This window comes from Arthrobacter sp. D3-18, from assembly GCF_054408525.1.
Genome location: NZ_CP096440.1, coordinates 4,295,293 through 4,310,384, shown reverse-complemented (window position 1 = coordinate 4,310,384; position 15,092 = coordinate 4,295,293). Strand labels below are relative to the sequence as shown.

At 64.0% G+C, this 15,092-nt stretch carries 15 protein-coding genes; 9 read left to right on the top strand and 6 right to left on the bottom strand.

All coding sequences use genetic code 11. The features are described 5' to 3' along the window. Nucleotides 1-32: 32 nt before the first annotated feature. The 5 genes from M1D89_RS22175 to M1D89_RS22155 all read left to right on the top strand — a co-directional run bounded on the left by M1D89_RS22175 (nt 33) and on the right by M1D89_RS22155 (nt 3,866). Nucleotides 33-704, top strand: coding sequence for an O-methyltransferase (locus tag M1D89_RS22175; RefSeq protein ID WP_498647017.1), 672 nt, complete (start codon nt 33-35; stop codon nt 702-704). Further along, nucleotides 705-1,208: a GNAT family N-acetyltransferase gene (locus M1D89_RS22170; protein WP_498647015.1), complete on the top strand. Its 504-nt coding sequence runs from the start codon at nt 705-707 to the stop codon at nt 1,206-1,208. A 145-nt stretch (nt 1,209-1,353) separates the two neighbouring features. Next, on the top strand, nt 1,354-1,671 hold the full coding sequence (locus M1D89_RS22165) for a BatC protein (protein ID WP_498647013.1): 318 nt from the start codon (nt 1,354-1,356) through the stop codon (nt 1,669-1,671). Between the two features lie 2 nt (nt 1,672-1,673). Further along, entirely contained in the window at nt 1,674-2,879 is a 1,206-nt protein-coding gene (locus tag M1D89_RS22160; RefSeq protein WP_498647011.1) for a cupin domain-containing protein, read from the top strand. A 132-nt stretch (nt 2,880-3,011) separates the two neighbouring features. Continuing rightward, the gene (locus M1D89_RS22155) at nt 3,012-3,866 is read left to right on the top strand and encodes a sucrase ferredoxin (RefSeq protein WP_498651014.1); all 855 of its coding nucleotides are present in this window, start codon (nt 3,012-3,014) and stop codon (nt 3,864-3,866) included. A gap of 30 nt (nt 3,867-3,896) precedes the next feature. Here the strand turns inward: M1D89_RS22155 and M1D89_RS22150 are convergent, their stop codons facing one another. After that, nucleotides 3,897-4,067, bottom strand: a complete 171-nt coding sequence (locus M1D89_RS22150) for a hypothetical protein (protein WP_498647009.1) — start codon at nt 4,065-4,067, stop codon at nt 3,897-3,899. A gap of 118 nt (nt 4,068-4,185) precedes the next feature. Here M1D89_RS22150 and M1D89_RS22145 point away from each other — a divergent pair, with 118 nt between their 5' ends. Beyond that, nucleotides 4,186-5,106, top strand: coding sequence for a spermidine synthase (locus tag M1D89_RS22145; protein ID WP_498647007.1), 921 nt, complete (start codon nt 4,186-4,188; stop codon nt 5,104-5,106). Here M1D89_RS22145 and M1D89_RS22140 read toward each other — a convergent pair. The 3 genes from M1D89_RS22140 to M1D89_RS22130 all read right to left on the bottom strand — a co-directional run bounded on the left by M1D89_RS22140 (nt 5,089) and on the right by M1D89_RS22130 (nt 9,647). After that, the gene (locus M1D89_RS22140; RefSeq protein ID WP_498647004.1) at nt 5,089-6,843 is read right to left on the bottom strand and encodes an ABC transporter ATP-binding protein; all 1,755 of its coding nucleotides are present in this window, start codon (nt 6,841-6,843) and stop codon (nt 5,089-5,091) included. The two genes, M1D89_RS22145 and M1D89_RS22140, sit on opposite strands and share 18 nt — an antisense overlap. Beyond that, complete coding sequence (locus tag M1D89_RS22135) at nt 6,840-8,609, bottom strand: ABC transporter ATP-binding protein (protein WP_498647002.1); 1,770 nt, start codon at nt 8,607-8,609, stop codon at nt 6,840-6,842. The genes M1D89_RS22140 and M1D89_RS22135 overlap by 4 nt, the downstream gene beginning before the upstream one ends. 141 nt (nt 8,610-8,750) lie before the next feature. Then, nucleotides 8,751-9,647: a LysR family transcriptional regulator gene (locus M1D89_RS22130; protein WP_498647000.1), complete on the bottom strand. Its 897-nt coding sequence runs from the start codon at nt 9,645-9,647 to the stop codon at nt 8,751-8,753. 137 nt (nt 9,648-9,784) lie between these two features. Between M1D89_RS22130 and M1D89_RS22125 the strand changes: the two genes are divergently transcribed. Next, nucleotides 9,785-11,167 carry an MFS transporter gene (locus M1D89_RS22125; RefSeq protein WP_498646998.1) on the top strand — a complete coding sequence of 461 codons (1,383 nt, stop codon included), beginning with the start codon at nt 9,785-9,787 and terminating at the stop codon, nt 11,165-11,167. Nucleotides 11,168-11,172: 5 nt separating this feature from the next. Next, the gene (locus tag M1D89_RS22120) at nt 11,173-11,922 is read left to right on the top strand and encodes a 3-hydroxybutyrate dehydrogenase (protein ID WP_091464813.1); all 750 of its coding nucleotides are present in this window, start codon (nt 11,173-11,175) and stop codon (nt 11,920-11,922) included. A gap of 80 nt (nt 11,923-12,002) precedes the next feature. Here M1D89_RS22120 and M1D89_RS22115 read toward each other — a convergent pair whose 3' ends face one another. Beyond that, complete coding sequence (locus M1D89_RS22115; RefSeq protein WP_498646994.1) at nt 12,003-13,463, bottom strand: amino acid permease; 1,461 nt, start codon at nt 13,461-13,463, stop codon at nt 12,003-12,005. A gap of 271 nt (nt 13,464-13,734) precedes the next feature. On the opposite strand from M1D89_RS22115, the gene M1D89_RS22110 reads away from it, so the two are divergent. Next, nucleotides 13,735-14,541 (top strand): IclR family transcriptional regulator, encoded by an 807-nt coding sequence (locus M1D89_RS22110; RefSeq protein WP_309076427.1) that lies wholly within the window; start codon nt 13,735-13,737, stop codon nt 14,539-14,541. Here M1D89_RS22110 and M1D89_RS22105 read toward each other — a convergent pair. Continuing rightward, nucleotides 14,538-14,975 (bottom strand): SRPBCC family protein, encoded by a 438-nt coding sequence (locus M1D89_RS22105; protein ID WP_498646993.1) that lies wholly within the window; start codon nt 14,973-14,975, stop codon nt 14,538-14,540. The genes M1D89_RS22110 and M1D89_RS22105 overlap by 4 nt on opposite strands. Nucleotides 14,976-15,092 lie beyond the last annotated feature (117 nt).

Below are 15,092 nucleotides of genomic sequence, written 5' to 3'. Positions count from 1 at the left end.
CCCAAGCTGCAGTGAGTGCCAGACTGGGGGCCATGATTGAACACGGAACCGAGCCTGGTTGGGTTGACGTCGAGCAGTACCTGACTGACGTCGTCGTGCGTCCTGATCCGGCCCATAAGCGCGCCGTGACTTCTGCTGCTGAGGCAGGGATGCCTGCCATTGAAGTAGCGCCCAACGCCGGCAAGTTGTTGCGAATGCTGGTTCAAATGTCGGGGGCCAGGCGGGTCCTCGAGATCGGAACCCTTGCGGGGTTCAGCAGCATGTGGATGGCCCAAGGACTGCCCGACGACGGCCGGATAGTTACGTGCGAATTCCTCCAAAAGCATGCCGACGTGGCACGCGCCAATTTGGATGCTGCCGGCGTGGGACACAAGGTGGATATTCGCGTTGGTGCTGCGTTGGACACCCTGCCGACCTTGGCAGGCCAGGAATCGTTCGACTTCGTGTTCATTGATGCCGACAAGGAAAACGACGCCAACTACCTCGACTGGGCCATCCGCCTCGGTCACCCGGGAACGGTGATCGTGGTGGATAACGTGATTTGGGATGGGGCCATTCTGGAGCCCGAGCGGGACGAGGTCAACGCACCAGGCATTGTGGCCATGCTGGAAAGAATGGGGCAGGATCCGCGACTCGATGCCACAGCCATCCAAACTGTGGGTAGCAAGGGTTGGGACGGTTTTGCGATAGCGAGGGTGCGGTAAGTGGATTTCACGATTCGCCCCGCAACGGTGGATGATGCCGAGGCCATGGCACTCATGCATGTTCAGTCGTGGAGGGAGAGTTACGGGCATCTGCTGCCTCCGGAGTTCTTCGGGAAACAGGAAGCGGCGCTACCCGACCGCATCGAACGGTACCGGGCGCTCATTGCTGCAGGTAACACCCGGATGTTGGCCCACGATCCGGATGGTCACCTGGTTGGCCTCGGTGCAGCTGGTCCCGGACAGGACGAGGACGGTCCCTGCGAACGGGAGCTCTACATGCTTTACACCCTGGAACGCATCCATGGCAGGGGAGTGGGCCAGGCCTTGGTGGAAGCACTGATCGGCGATGGGCCGGCGTACTTGTGGGTGCTGGACGACAATCCCCGTGCGCAGGCTTTCTATCGTCGCAACGGTTTTGTGCCGGACGGGAAACGTCAGCTCTGCGACCCATCCTGGTACTCGCTGCCGGAGCACCGTATGGTGCGCCCCGCCGTCGGGCCTTAGCGAAATCCCAACGCCCGCGAGCTGTTCCCACAGCTGACTCATGTCGATATGGTGATCACGGGCGGTGTCGGTGACGATCGTCCGGTTTGGAATCAGGCGTCGATAACCGGAGCCTGAGTACGCCATTCGATTCTCGGGAGGAAGCATGACCATTCCAGAGCAGGATCCAAGCGAGCAGGAAGGCCCGGCAGACGGTGGCGCGGCCGGTGTCCCGGGAACGCACGACGGCGGTGCCGACGGGGGAGCTGACGGCGGTGCCGACAGCGGCGCCGAAGGCCCTGCCGACGGTGGCGCGGCTGGTGTCCCAGGCACCCACGACGGCGGTGCTGATGGTGGTGCCGACGGTGGTGCCGAAGGCCCTGCCGACGGTGGCGCGGGTGGCGTCCCAGGCACCCACGACGGCGGCGCTGATGGCGGTGCCGATGGCGGTGCTGACGGCGGCGCCGGGCAACAAGGCAGCTAAGTTTGAGCTCTACCAGTACTGATTTCCAGGACCCCGGCGCTGTGAAGGAGGCCGGGGTCCTGGAAAGACGCCTGATCGACATCGGCCAGGAGAGGTTCGCCAGCGAGGTCTGGGGCCGCACCGCGCTACTCACGCGTGGTGTCAGCGACTTCTCTGATTTGTTCTCGGCCAATGCAGTTGACGAGCTGGTTTCGCGCCGGGGTCTGCGGACACCCTTCCTGCGCGTGGCCAAGGGTGGCTCCACTCTTCCCGAATCCTCCTACACCTCTCCGGCAGGCGTTGGTGCCACTATCTCTGACCAGCTGGACGATACTCAGCTTTGGCGCAAGTTCGGCGACGGAGCCACCCTGGTCCTGCAGGCGTTACATCGCACGTGGGAGCCTGTGGCGAGCTTCAGCACCAAGCTGAGCACCGAGCTGGGACATCCTGTGCAGGCCAATGCTTACGTCACCCCGCCTCAGAACCGTGGTTTCGACGATCACTACGACGTCCACGACGTCTTCGTCCTCCAGATCGAGGGGACCAAACGCTGGATCATCCATGAGCCGGTCCACGTGGACCCGCTGCGTACCCAGCCTTGGACCGATCGCCGCTCCGCCGTCGCCGAGGCCGCCCAAGGTGAGGCTTATATTGACACCGTCCTGGAGCCTGGCGATGTCCTCTACCTGCCGCGCGGTTGGTTGCATGCCGCCCAGGCGCAGGGGAAGGTCTCGATCCATCTCACTCTGGGAATACACAGCTGGACCCGCCACGCGCTGGCCGAGCACCTGGCGCAGGCCGCACTTGAAGCACTCTGCGACGATCCCGGGATGCGCCGGTCCTTGCCCATGGGCGTGGATGGCCCCGAAGGGGAGATTGCCGCGGTTCGTGAACGCCTCGCCGCCGCCGTCCTGGAAGCTGACACCACTTCCCTCTTCCAGCGCGCACGGCGGGGACAGGGACGCCCGGCCCCGCTTGGCCCGGTGGCCCAGCTCGCGGCCGTCGAGAACCTTGGCCCGGAATCACTGGTGCGGCTTCGGGATGCACTTGAAGCCCGGTTTGAGGGTTCACGTTTGACCACCCGCGTCGGCTGGCTCGACTTCCCGGAGGTGGATCTGCCGTCCGTGCGGCGCCTGCTGGACGGCGAGGCGCACCTCGCGGCCGATCTCGGCGTTGAACTTGTGGAAAGGCTGTTACGCGCAGGAGTTCTCGTCCCCGTTGAGCAGTGATGTCGGCGTGAACAGTGATATCGGTGTGAACGGGGATCCCGGCGTGAACAGTGACACCAGATGGTGACATCCCCCGTGGCCGCGACGGGCCGTTTCTTCTGCGCGGAAAGTGCTCGGCTGCGTGGCGACTCGATGGCCGGCACGGCGTCACCGGGCCTGGTTTGGGTTCTCATAGAGTATCCGGGCGCCTGGCCGCCCAATGGTTTCGAGGGCCTTGATCTTGACGCCGGGACCAAGGCCCTGGTCATCTCTGCCGCGCGGACTGCGAATGCACGGATCCTCCTGGTGCGGCGTCCTGGCCCCCGGCGGCTCGGTGCTCGTCAGCGCCATGGTCCGGCCAGGTGGGCCATACTTCGTCATGACAGCTCCGGCACCTATCAACAGTTATGGGGAATGTGGGAGAGGGAGGAGGACCTTGCAGAGATTGCTTCAGCGTTGGCATCTCCCGGAGAGCAGGGCTTTCCACCGGTCATCCTGGTTTGCGCCCATGGTCAGCATGACACGTGCTGCGCAGTGCGGGGCCGGCCCGTGGGGCGTGCGCTCAGTGAACGATGGCCGGAGTTGGTGTGGGAGTGCTCCCACATAGGCGGTGACAGGTTCGCGGCCAACGCTGTCATCGTCCCCGACGGCGTGTATTACGGAGGACTCGACGCCGGGTCCTCCGTCGCCACTGTTGAGGACCACCTCGCCGACCGTATCGGAGCAGAGTACTTGCGTGGATATACGGACCTCCTCCCACCACAGCAGGCCGCCGTCGCGGCCGTGCTCGAACGTTTCGGACCTGCCCGCCGGCATGATTATGTGGTCACGGAAACCCTGCGCGAGGGCGAGCACTGGCGCATCCACATCACCGGCAGACCGCCCCACCCGGCGCATATCGATGTGGAATTGCAGGCCCGCGGCACCCCACTGCGTCAGCTCACCTGCCGGGCGCCTACGGAGGGCTCGGTGATAGTGTACGAACCCACTTCCGTCCGCAGAACCTGAGACGTGGACCGTGGCACGGGTTACCAGGCTTTAGCGGGACTCTGGATCTTCAGGCTGGTCCATATCCAGCGGCGAACCCTCCAGCGGTGAATCGAGGAGACTCGGTGGCTTGGGGACGCGAGCGAGTAGCAGGCAGACCACCGTCAGCCAGGCGACTGCGACCGTCAAAACCTCCGCCCACACCGATGCTCCGAGTTCCATGTAGAGATCATAGGGCTCCTGAAGGCAAAACGGTAAGTAGCCTTACTTTTGATGTGACCGTTCGGGGTAATGTGGCGCTCCACTAGGCTTGAGGCATGACTCAGGCAGGGCGGAAGTAGTGGCAAAACGCGGCAAGGCCAACAGGTCCCAGAGGTCGACGGCGGGGGTCGTCGAGGTGCCATCCGGCACCCGCCCTGACGGTCCGGTCGCGGGGGTCTACTACATCGATACCGGCGACTGCGAGTTGCTGCAGGACCAAGACAACTCCAATGGCTGGCTTCTGAGAATCAACGGCGTCATGAGCTCGCACATTGACCTGGCTGACCCGCTGTTCCTGGATTTTGAGTACATGCGCTGGATCGCTGCCCTGGTCGAATCGCGCTGGCCGCCAGAGCAGAAGCCTAAGCTACGTGGCCTTCATCTCGGTGGGGGAGCTTGCTCCATGGCCCGCTATTTCCACGCGGCCTACCCTGAAGCGCGGCAAGTAGTTGTTGAACTCGACGGCAAGCTGGCTGACTACGTGCGGGGCTGGTTCGATTTACCCAAGGCGCCCTTGCTACGGATCCGCGTGGGCGAAGCCCGGCAAGTCACTGAGTCCCTGAGCCCGGACAGCCGCGACCTCATCATTCGCGACGTCTTCGCTGGAGCTTTCACGCCCCGCGCCCTGACCACCCGGGAGTTCACAGCGCACGCGGACTCGGTTCTCGCCCCGGATGGACTGTACGTGGTGAATTCGGGCGATGCTCCGGACCTCAAGAACGCCCGGGCTGACGCTGCCACCATCGCGGACACGTTCGAGCACACCATGATCATCGCCGATCCGGCCATGCTGAAGGGGCGCCGTTACGGCAACATGATCATGGCGGGCAGCCATGCGCCATTCGGCGATGACCCCTCGTTGGCCCGCAAACTGCTGGGTGGAGGTGTCCCCGCGCACATTTGGGATGACGCCAAAGTGCGCGCATTCGCCAAGGGAATTCCGGTGCGGCATGACCCGCCGGCCGAGCCCTTGGTTGAAGCCTCAGTTCCGGCTGAGTGAGCTGTTCCACGCCTCCCACAGGTGGGCGTAGCGGCCGCCGCCCGAAAGCAGTTCCTGGTGCGAACCCGACTCGACAATCCGCCCCTGCTCCATGACCACCACGGTGTCCGCCGACGCTGCCTGGGACAATCGGTGCGCGATCACCACGGACGTTCGGCCGGCCAAGGCAGCTTCCGCGGCCTGATCCAGCATGGCGGCAGACCCGGTTCCCGCTTCTGCAGTGGCTTCGTCGAGCACTGCAATGGGCGGGTCCTTAAGCATCAGCCGAGCCAACGCCAGCTGTTGCGCCTGCTCAGGTGTGAGCTGATGCCCGCCAGCGCCTACGGAAGTCTCCAAGCCGTCGTCGAGCGTTCCAACCCAAGCAGCCCCAACAGCCTGCAGGGCACGTGTGAGTTCCTCTGTAGAAGCGCCGGGCTTGGCCAGCCTGAGGTCTTCGGCGAGCGTGCCCGAGAAAACGTGCACCTCCTGGCTGACCATGGCTATGCGCTGATGCAGGTCCGCCGGGGCAGTGGCGGCTGAGTCCAGCCCACCGACCCAGGCTGTCCCGCTGCCGGGATGCTCCAAGCCCATGATGATTTTGGCCAAGGTGGTTTTGCCCGCGCCGGAAGTACCGACAATCGCCACTCTCTCGCCCGAGCCGACCGTGAGGGAGACTCCCTTAAGGGCTGGCCGCTGGCCCGGGTAAGCAAAGGTGACATCGTTCAGAACGATGCCGGCATCAGAGGCAGCTGGCGAGGCCGGGACAGGGGTTTGCCCCGCGGACATCGTCAGCCCGAACATGCGGCCCAATCCGGCTGCGGCTTTCTGAAGTTCATCGAACTGCCCCAGAACCAGCCCGATCGGATCGAACAGCCGGTAGAAGTAAAGTGCTGCTGCCGTCGCTGCGCCGATGGTGACCGCACCCTCGGCATGCAGCCAGAATCCCACCAGCAGAACCGCGGACAGGCCGATCAGTTCCGCAAGGTTGAGGCGGTTGTAGAACCGGGTCAGGTAGCCCACCCCGCGCAGCGAATGGCCGATGTTCTCGTGCGAGGCCGCGGCCACAAGATCGGCATGGCGTGACCCGAGGCCCAAGGCCACAACAGACGGGGAGCCATGGACGGTCTCGATGATCTGCTCGGTTCGGCTGGCCTCGGTGATCCTGACCGTCCGGTAGATGGGGGCTGTTCGTTTGAGGAACCAGCGCAGGGTGAAGATCTGCAACGGGGCAGCAATCAGCACCGCCACCGCGAAGCGCCAGTCGATCACGCCCAAGCCCAACAACGTCACGCCGATGGTGAAAGCTGCGCTCGTGAACGCGGGCAGCACGCCGGAGATTGCCTCACTGACTGCTTCAACATCGCCGGACACGCGGGCCACGACGTCCCCGATGCCCGCCTTTTCCAGTTGTGCCAGCGGTTTCCTGACGGCTGCCGCAAACACTTCCTCGCGCAACCCGGCGAGCGCTTCCTCGCAGATCCGGGCCAGCAGGTTCTGTCCCAGGATGCCCAGCAGGGCACCCAGTCCACCGGCCGCCAATAGCCCCAGCGCCAGCCACAGCAGGGACATGACATCCCCTCCGGATGCCGCGATGTTGACCATGAGGCCCAGAATCGCCGGGGCCGCCAGGCCGCAGCAGGATGCCGCCAGTAACACCAGGATGGTCAGGGTGAGCCTGCCGGGGCGTTGCGCCAACAGGCGCCACATGGCTTTTCGGGTCTCGCGAGGAGTGGCAATAGGCAGGATTTCCGAGCTCATGAGCCCACCGCCTCACGGTAGCCAGCCGACGCGGCGAGTAGCTCCCGGTGCGTACCTGTTTCCGGTGGCCCCTCGGCGCCGGCCACCACCACCCGATCGCAGATGGCCAGCAGCGTGGGACTTGTTGTCACGAGAACCAGAGCCTTGTCCGGGAAGTTCCTTAGACCGTCCGCGATGACGGCTTCGGTGGCGGTGTCGACGGCGGTGGTGGGGTCGTGCAGGACCAGTACCGGTTGCTGCTGGTGCAGCGATCGGCCGAGAACCAGCCGCTGGCGCTGGCCACCTGAAAGGCTCTGGCCATACCCGGTCAGGACGGTCTCGGTGCCTTCGGGCAGTTGTGACACGAAATCCTCGACGGCGGCAGCCGCCATGGCCCGTTCCGTCAGTTCAGCGTCGGATACTGCCATGTTGTCGCGGATGCTGCCGCTGAAGAGGACCCCGTCGTGGTTGTCGGCGAAGACCCTTGAGCGTACGTGTAGGGGGTCGAGGTCTGCGGCGTCGTGGCCATCGATGGACACGAGGCCGCGGGGTGCGGGGGTGCGGAAGCCCAAAGTGTCCACCAACTGCCGTGCTTGTGTGCTGTCCGGAAGGACCACGCCCACAATTTCCCCGGCGGATGCCGTGAAGGGCGGCAAGGAAACGCCCCAAGCACCCGACCGGAGCTCCAGCAGCGGTGCTGGCTCGCCCGGTGAAGTGGGGGTCGAAACTGAGCCCATTGCCGTCGTCGAACGTTCCGCTGCCTGGGGTGCGGGCACTGCCTCGGGTTCTTCAAGCAGGACTGCGATGCGGGCGGCTGAGGCGCGTTTGCGGGCAAGTTCGACGCTGACGAAACCGAGCCCGGTCATGGGTCCCTGAACAAACTGCGCCACTCCAACAACGGCCACCAGCTGCCCCACAGTGATGCTGCCTTGGAGCGCGAACCAGGCTGCGAAGAAGGCGATGCCGGCCAGGAACGCTGCGGACAGGGCCGTGCTCGCACCGGTGTAAGCGGACTTGGCCCGGATGGCCTTCAGGGCGGATGTCAGTGACGCCCGGCTTTCGGCGCGATAGCGCGCGATGGCAGCGTCCTCTGCACCGAGCCCTTTGAGCGGGCGGGAACCGGTGACGAAATCCGTGGCCAAAGCGCCGGCGCGGGCGGCCGTGGACTGCTCCACGTCGCTGCGGTTTTCAAGCGGTTTGGTGAGCCGGTGCATCACCAGCAGCATGACCGGTGTTGCCAGGAGAACGGCAAGACCCAGAGGCACTGAGATGAGCAGGAGGGTGACGGCCGATGTGATGACACCGGCGGCTGCAGCAAGGCCCCCGCTGATAAGCCAGGACAGCCCGGCGACCCTGTCGGCGTCGGAAGAAGCGATGGCCACGATTTCGCCCGGTGCTCGTTGGGCGGCCATACCGCGGGGATGAAGTGTTCGTTCCACCACCAGTTGGCGGAGATCGTGCGAGCCGTAGTTAAAGGAGCGCTCGGTGGCCAGGGTGCCGAAGCGCCAAGAGAGAGCCAGCACAACGAACACCACAGCCAAGGCGCCGAGCCACCCCAGGAGAGCGCCGGCGTCGTTCGGTTCAATGGCGTTGTCCACCGCGGCGCCGATGGTAGCCGGCACCAAAGCCTCGCTGACCTGATGCAGGGCGAGTCCGGCGCAGCCCGCCAACAGCAGCTTCCAGCGGCCATTGGCGAACAACGTGAAACTGAAGAGTCGGGAGACCTTCCATGGTGCTTGCTTTTTGCGCCCGGGCGGGCTGGGCGGAAGGGCAGAACTGGAGGGCATGCTTACCATAGTAAGGCTCGCCTAACTTCAAGAAGGCCATATGACCCTTGGTCCGCCCGCCGAGATGGCAGATAATGCCCATGTTTTCGGCAAACATCGGCATTAAGTGCCACCTCGGCGGGGCCTGTCACTCTGGGCGCGCTACTCCGAGCCGAGCAGCTCCTCCCGCCGCTGCTCCGTCTCCTCCCGCAAGGCCTGCACGACGGCGGCTACCGCGGGGCGGCGCATGGAGTCCGGGCGGAGGACCATCCAGTAGGGGAGAAGCTCCGCGAAGTCCGATGGTAGGAGGCGCACCAGGTCGGCGTGCCTGTCGGCCATGAAGCAGGGGAGGAAGCCCACGCCGGCGCCGGCCCGGGTAGCCTCCACATGCACGAAAACGTTGGTGGAACTCAGCCCGTCACGCATGGTCGGGACCAGTCTGCGGGGAGCATCCAGGTCATCCACTTGCAGCATGGAGTCAACAAAATAGACCAGTTGGTGCTGCGTCAGTTCCTCAATACTGGAAGGCGTCCCGTTGTCTGCCAGGTAAGCGCGCGAAGCATACATCCCCAGCCGGTACTCGCCCAGTTGGATCGCCTCGGCCCGGTGAACCTGCGGCGTCCCCACCACCACCTCGATGTCCAGCCCCGAGCGCTGTTGCAACGCCCTTCGCGTCACGGTCACGATCTCAACGCTGAGTCCGGGATGTTCCCGTCGCAAGCGGGCCACTGCTGGTGCAGCGATATAAGCGCTGAAGCCATCAGTCGCGGTCATGCGTACCACGCCGGTAATGGGGTCGGGGGCGCGGTCGCTCGGTCCCAGGGCACTTACCGCAGCTTCAATCCGCTCAGCGACAAGTACGGCTTCGGTGCCCAGCTCCGTCACTTCCCAGCCTCCGGCCGCACGCGCCAGGACCCTGCCGCCCAGCGCCTTCTCCAACGCCGCTATCCTGCGCGAAACCGTGGTGTGGTTGAGCCCCAAGGCTTGGGCCGCCGTCGTAAATTTTCCTGAACGTGAGACCGCGAGGAAGATGAGGAGGTCGTCGGGGTTCGGATTCATATCTGCAATTCTGCACACCTAGGGTGCCTTATTGGTCATTGAGGCATAACGAATCTGCAGCAATACTCAGTGGAGCATTTCGTGCTGTGGATCACATCACGTTCACATGGGTCAAAGAGGACACTGAGGAGATGGATATGAGCGTAGAGCAGCGCTCCGCATCAAGAGCAGGGAAAGGCGCCGGCGAAGGTTCCGGGCTCAAGAAGATCGTCGCGGCGTCGATGGTGGGCACCGTGGTGGAGTGGTACGAGTTCTTCCTGTACGCCACCGCCGCCACGTTGGTTTTCGGCAAGTACTTCTTCCCGAGTACCGGCAACGAGCTGGACGGCATCATCCAGGCCTTTATCACCTACGCGGTAGGCTTCGTGGCCCGTCCGCTCGGCGGCATCGTGTTCGGCCAGATCGGCGACAAGTTGGGCCGCAAGCCCACCCTGCAGCTGACCATCGTGATTGTGGGCGTTTCCACCTTCCTGATGGGCTGCCTCCCGGGCTTTATGGAGATCGGCTACTGGGCACCGGCCATGCTGGTGGCGCTCCGCTTCATCCAGGGCTTCGCGCTCGGCGGCGAATGGGGAGGTGCTGTGCTGCTGGTGGCTGAGCATAGCCCCAACAAATCCCGCGGTTTCTGGTCCTCGTGGCCCCAAGCAGCAGTGCCGGTGGGTAACCTCCTGGCCACTGCCGTCCTGTTCACCATGTCCACAGTGCTCAGCAGCGAAGCCTTCCTCGGCTGGGGCTGGCGCGTAGCGTTCTGGCTCTCCGCAGTGATCGTGTTCGTCGGATACTACATCCGCACCCATGTCACCGAAGCCCCCATCTTCCTCGAAGCCAAGGCGCAGGTGGAAGAGTCCAAGGCCATCAGCTACGGCGTTGGCGAAGTCATCCGGAAGTACCCCAAGGGCATCCTCCAGGCCATGGGTCTCCGCTTCGCAGAGAACATCATGTACTACCTCGTGGTGAGCTTCGCGATCGTCTACCTCAAGAGCGTCCATAAGTACGACACGTCCTCGCTCCTCCTGGCACTCCTGATCGCCCACGTCATCCACTTCCTGGTCATCCCGCAGATCGGGCGCCTGGTGGACTCGTGGGGACGCAAGCCCGTGTACCTGGTGGGCGCGATCACCGGCGCAACCTGGCCGTTCTTCGCCTTCCCCATGTTCGACACCAGGAACGCCGTGATCATCGTCCTCGCCGTCACCATCGGCCTCTGCCTGCACGCGTTCATGTACGCAGGCCAGCCGGCCATCATGTCCGAGCTCTTCCCCACCCGGATGCGCTACTCCGGTGTTTCGCTCGGCTCGCAGGTCACGTCGATTTTCGCCGGCTCGCTCGCACCGTTGCTGGCTACCCAGTGGCTCAAGGACACCGGCTCCTGGGTTCCGACGGCGATCTACCTCGTGGTTGCTTGCGCCATCACCGTCGTCGCAGTTGTTTCGCTGAAGGAGACCAAGGGCATCGCGCTCCAAGAAGTGGACCAGGCCGACGCGATCAGGCACGGTCTGACCACTGCCCCGAAAGGCTGAATCTGATGGATAACTCCCTGAACGGACGCAAGGCACTGGTTACGGGCGGGGCGAGCGGAATCGGTGCAGCCTGCGCGCGGGCGCTCGCCGCTCGTGGAGCGAAAGTAGTAGTGGCCGACGTCGATGCCTCCGGAGCTGCGGCCCTCGCCGATGAGTTGGGCGGCACAGCCTGGACAGTGGATCTCCTGGACGTCGACGCCCTGGCCGCCCTCAGCCTCGACTGCGACATCCTGGTCAACAACGCCGGCATCCAAAAAGTTGCGCCGATCGAGGAGTTCGAACCCGCGGAGTTCCGGCGGATCCTGGCCCTGATGCTGGAGGCGCCGTTCCTCCTCATCAGGGCGGCCCTCCCGCACATGTACGCCAACGGGTTCGGCCGAATCATTAATATCTCGTCGGTCCACGGGCTCCGTGCCTCCGCTTACAAGAGCGCTTACGTATCCGCGAAGCATGGGCTCGAAGGGCTGAGCAAGGTCACTGCCTTGGAGGGCGGCGAGCACGGTGTCACGTCCAACTGCATCAACCCCGGTTACGTGCGGACACCCTTGGTGGAGAAGCAGATTGCCGACCAAGCCCGGCTCCACGGCATCCCCGAAGCCGAAGTCCTGGCAAAAGTGATGCTGACGGAGTCGGCGGTGAAGCGGCTCGTGGAGGTGGAGGAAGTTGCTTCGCTGGCGGCTTGGATGGCATCCGACGACGCCGGCATGGTCACCGGCGCGAGCTACACCATGGACGGTGGGTGGTCCGCCCGGTAACCGGCCCCGCCCCCGCGAGTTGGCAGATGACCCCCATGTTTCCGAAAAACATGGGGGTTATCTGCCGTCTCGGCGCGGAACTACGGCGCCTTCACCACAGGCATCGACGACGTCTCGTCCACCAACTCTGCCCGGCGCAGGCCACCTCCACGGACCCACAGTTTATAGGCCACGAAGAGCAGCACGAGCCAGGAACCGCCAACGTAGAGCGCAACCCGAGTGTCCTCGAAGACGCCCAGTATCACGATCACCATGGCCATGAACGCCATGGTCAGGATGGATGCGACGGGCCACAACGGCGAAGCGAATTCCGACGCCGGCAGCCCCTTGCGCTTGATCTCCCGTTTCATGGCGACGTGCGAAGCGAGGATCATCACCCAGACCCACACCGTGGCGAAGGTGGCGATGGAGGCGATGAGCACGAATACGTCTTCAGGTATGACGGCGTTCAGGATGACGCCCACCAGCAGGATGCCGCCCATCATCACCACGGTCATCCACGGGACACCGTGCCGGGAAATCTTGCTGAAACTCTTGGGCGCATGGCCTTGCTGGGCGAGGCCGAAGAGAATCCGTCCGGCCCCGAAAATGTCGCTGTTGATCGCCGAGAGAGCGGCCGTAATGACCACCGCGTTGAGGATGTGAGGCGCGGCAGGAATGCCCAGGCCAGCGAAGATCTGCACAAACGGACTGCCGCTGCTTCCAATTTCGTTCCACGGGAAAATGCTCATCAGCACGCCCAGCGTCAGGACGTAGAACAACAAAACGCGGACGGGCACAGTATTAACTGCCTGCGGGATGACCTTCTTGGGGTTGGTGGCTTCGCCCGCCGTGATACCGATCGTTTCGATCCCGCCAAAAGCAAACATCACGACGGCGAACGCGGCCAGGAGCCCCTCGAAACCGTTGGGGAACAAACCGCCGTGGTTCACGAGGTTCCCAAGCCCCGGTGCCACGCCACCGCCGTCGCCCGTTTGGAAGCCGAACACAACGATCGCTGCACCGCCCACGATCATGGCGATGATCGCCACCACCTTGATGAGCGAGAACCAGAACTCGAGTTCGCCAAACACCTTCACGCTGAGCAGGTTCATGGCGCCCAGGAACAGGATGATGGCGAGCACCCAGATCCATCGGTCCACCTGTGGGAACCAGAATCCCATATAGATACTGAAGGCGGTGACGTCGGCTATGGCCACGATCGCCATCTCGAACACGTACGTCCACCCGGTCACGAACCCGGCGAACGGTCCCAGATACTTGCTTGCGTACTGGCCGAACGAGCCGGAAACAGGGTGGCGGACAGCCATCTCACCCAGGGCACGCATCACCATGAACACGGCTGCACCGCCGATGATGTAGGCAAGCAGGACGGCAGGACCGGCTTTCTGGATGGCGGAGGCGGAGCCGTAGAAAAGGCCGGTACCGATGGCAGATCCGAGCGCCATAAAGCGAATGTGACGGACGTTGAGGCCTCGGCTGAGCGCCGTACCTGCGACTTGGAGGACAGAGCTCTCCGCAGCCAGCTTGGTTTGTTGCATAGTAAAACCTTCTCGTCTTTGGGAGGGGATCGCTATCCAGCAGATCTCTTTTGGGCGCCTTGTGATCGGACTCACGAGGCTTTGGTGTCTTTGATCGCAGACAGTGGGCCAACGGTGGACATTCATCGGGAGCATCATCCGCGCGTGTCCGGTATCCCGGACGCTGATGACTACTCCGTGGTGGTCATTGCCCGGCAAAGGGTGCACGCTAGAGTACGGGATACCGGACAGCAAAGGTTCGACGATCCCGAAATCCGAGCAGCGAGGACCCATGACAACGACGCCGACCGCCCCAGGCAAAGCCACGTCCAAAGTCCCGGCCGCCGAAAATACGCTGCGCATCCTGAAGCTGCTGGCGTCGCGCCGCGGGCCTATGGCGGCGTCGAACATTGCAACCGCGCTCGGCCTGCCGCGATCCAGTGTGTACCACCTGCTCGGCGTGATGGAGGCGAACGGCTTTGTCCTCCACCTGCACGAGGAACAGCGTTACGGGCTTGGCATCAGCGCCTTCGAGCTCAGCTCGGCGTACTCACGGCAGGAGCCGTTGTCGCGCCTAGGCCGGCCGATGCTCGCGTCGTTGGTTGACGTCATCGGTGAGAGTGCACACCTGGCGGTGCTGCACGGGCGCGACGTTCTCTACATCGTGGAGGAACGTGCCAAGAACCGCCCGAGCCTGGTGACCGACGTCGGGGTCCGCCTTCCCAGCCACCTCACTGCCTCCGGCCGGGCGATCCTGGCCGCCCTGCCAAAGTCCCAAGTGCGCGCTCTTTACCCGAATGCCGCCGCCTTCACCTCCCGGCACGAGGTGGAGTTCCCCATCATGAAGTACTCCGCGTTGTCATCCCATCTGGACCAGGTTCGGCAACGCGGCTACGCCACGGAAAACGGCGAAATCACGCCGGGATTCGGTTCCATCGCCGCCGCTGTGACAGACCATGTGGGATGGCCGACGGCGGCAGTCGCCGTCACCTTCTTGGAGGACAAGGTGCCCGCTGAGCAATGGCCGGTACTGGCTGCGCGCATCCGTAAGGCAGCGGACGAACTTTCCGTGCGGATCCACGGGCGTCCGGCCGGCTAAGCCGGCCCTAGGGCATCCCGCTCGACGAGTTTGCGGAAGGTCTCCAGCTCGCCCTGGAAGCTACCGCGGTACGACCCCATGGCGAAGAGGCGCCCGAAGATCGCTGAGATGAAGCCGCGGGTCACGAACTCCTGCCGAATGCGCGTGCCTCCGTTCTCGGCAGCGAATCTCACATCGGACTCGCCCTTCAGGATTGCATTGCCGAACCGCGTCCGGATGTGCCAGGGGGGCTCGACGGCGATGATTTCCGTGGGGCTTGCCATCCGCCCGAACCAGACCGTGTAACGGCTACCTGCTTGGTCGATTGAACCCACGCGGTCGGTCACGCGGGTGACTCCGCCGATCCATTCCGGGAACCGGTCCAGGTCCGTCCAAGCAGCGAAGACGCGCTCGGGCGGTGCGGCGACGAGCGTGGTGACTCGGTGCGTTGCCATGGGTCCAGCATGCTCTTTTTGTCGCGCGAATGCGAGGGTTGAGCGGGTCTGTAATCCCGGACAGCACCACTCCAAAAGCCGTTCCGGCCGCTTGATAAAGGGGCTTTAGTAGAAGCA

Bases quoted from the DNA above. Each gene is read 5' to 3' on its own strand.
- M1D89_RS22130 (WP_498647000.1), bottom strand. From the start codon at position 9,647: ATGAATCCGAACCCCGACGACCTCCTCATCTTCCTCGCGGTCTCACGT.
- M1D89_RS22155 (WP_498651014.1), top strand. From the start codon at position 3,012: ATGGCCGGCACGGCGTCACCGGGCCTGGTTTGGGTTCTCATAGAGTAT.
- M1D89_RS22125 (WP_498646998.1), top strand. From the start codon at position 9,785: ATGAGCGTAGAGCAGCGCTCCGCATCAAGAGCAGGGAAAGGCGCCGGC.
- M1D89_RS22110 (WP_309076427.1), top strand. From the start codon at position 13,735: ATGACAACGACGCCGACCGCCCCAGGCAAAGCCACGTCCAAAGTCCCG.
- M1D89_RS22120 (WP_091464813.1), top strand. From the start codon at position 11,173: ATGGATAACTCCCTGAACGGACGCAAGGCACTGGTTACGGGCGGGGCG.
- M1D89_RS22140 (WP_498647004.1), bottom strand. From the start codon at position 6,843: ATGAGCTCGGAAATCCTGCCTATTGCCACTCCTCGCGAGACCCGAAAA.
- M1D89_RS22150 (WP_498647009.1), bottom strand. From the start codon at position 4,067: ATGGAACTCGGAGCATCGGTGTGGGCGGAGGTTTTGACGGTCGCAGTC.
- M1D89_RS22165 (WP_498647013.1), top strand. From the start codon at position 1,354: ATGACCATTCCAGAGCAGGATCCAAGCGAGCAGGAAGGCCCGGCAGAC.
- M1D89_RS22115 (WP_498646994.1), bottom strand. From the start codon at position 13,463: ATGCAACAAACCAAGCTGGCTGCGGAGAGCTCTGTCCTCCAAGTCGCA.
- M1D89_RS22105 (WP_498646993.1), bottom strand. From the start codon at position 14,975: ATGGCAACGCACCGAGTCACCACGCTCGTCGCCGCACCGCCCGAGCGC.
- M1D89_RS22175 (WP_498647017.1), top strand. From the start codon at position 33: ATGATTGAACACGGAACCGAGCCTGGTTGGGTTGACGTCGAGCAGTAC.
- M1D89_RS22135 (WP_498647002.1), bottom strand. From the start codon at position 8,609: ATGCCCTCCAGTTCTGCCCTTCCGCCCAGCCCGCCCGGGCGCAAAAAG.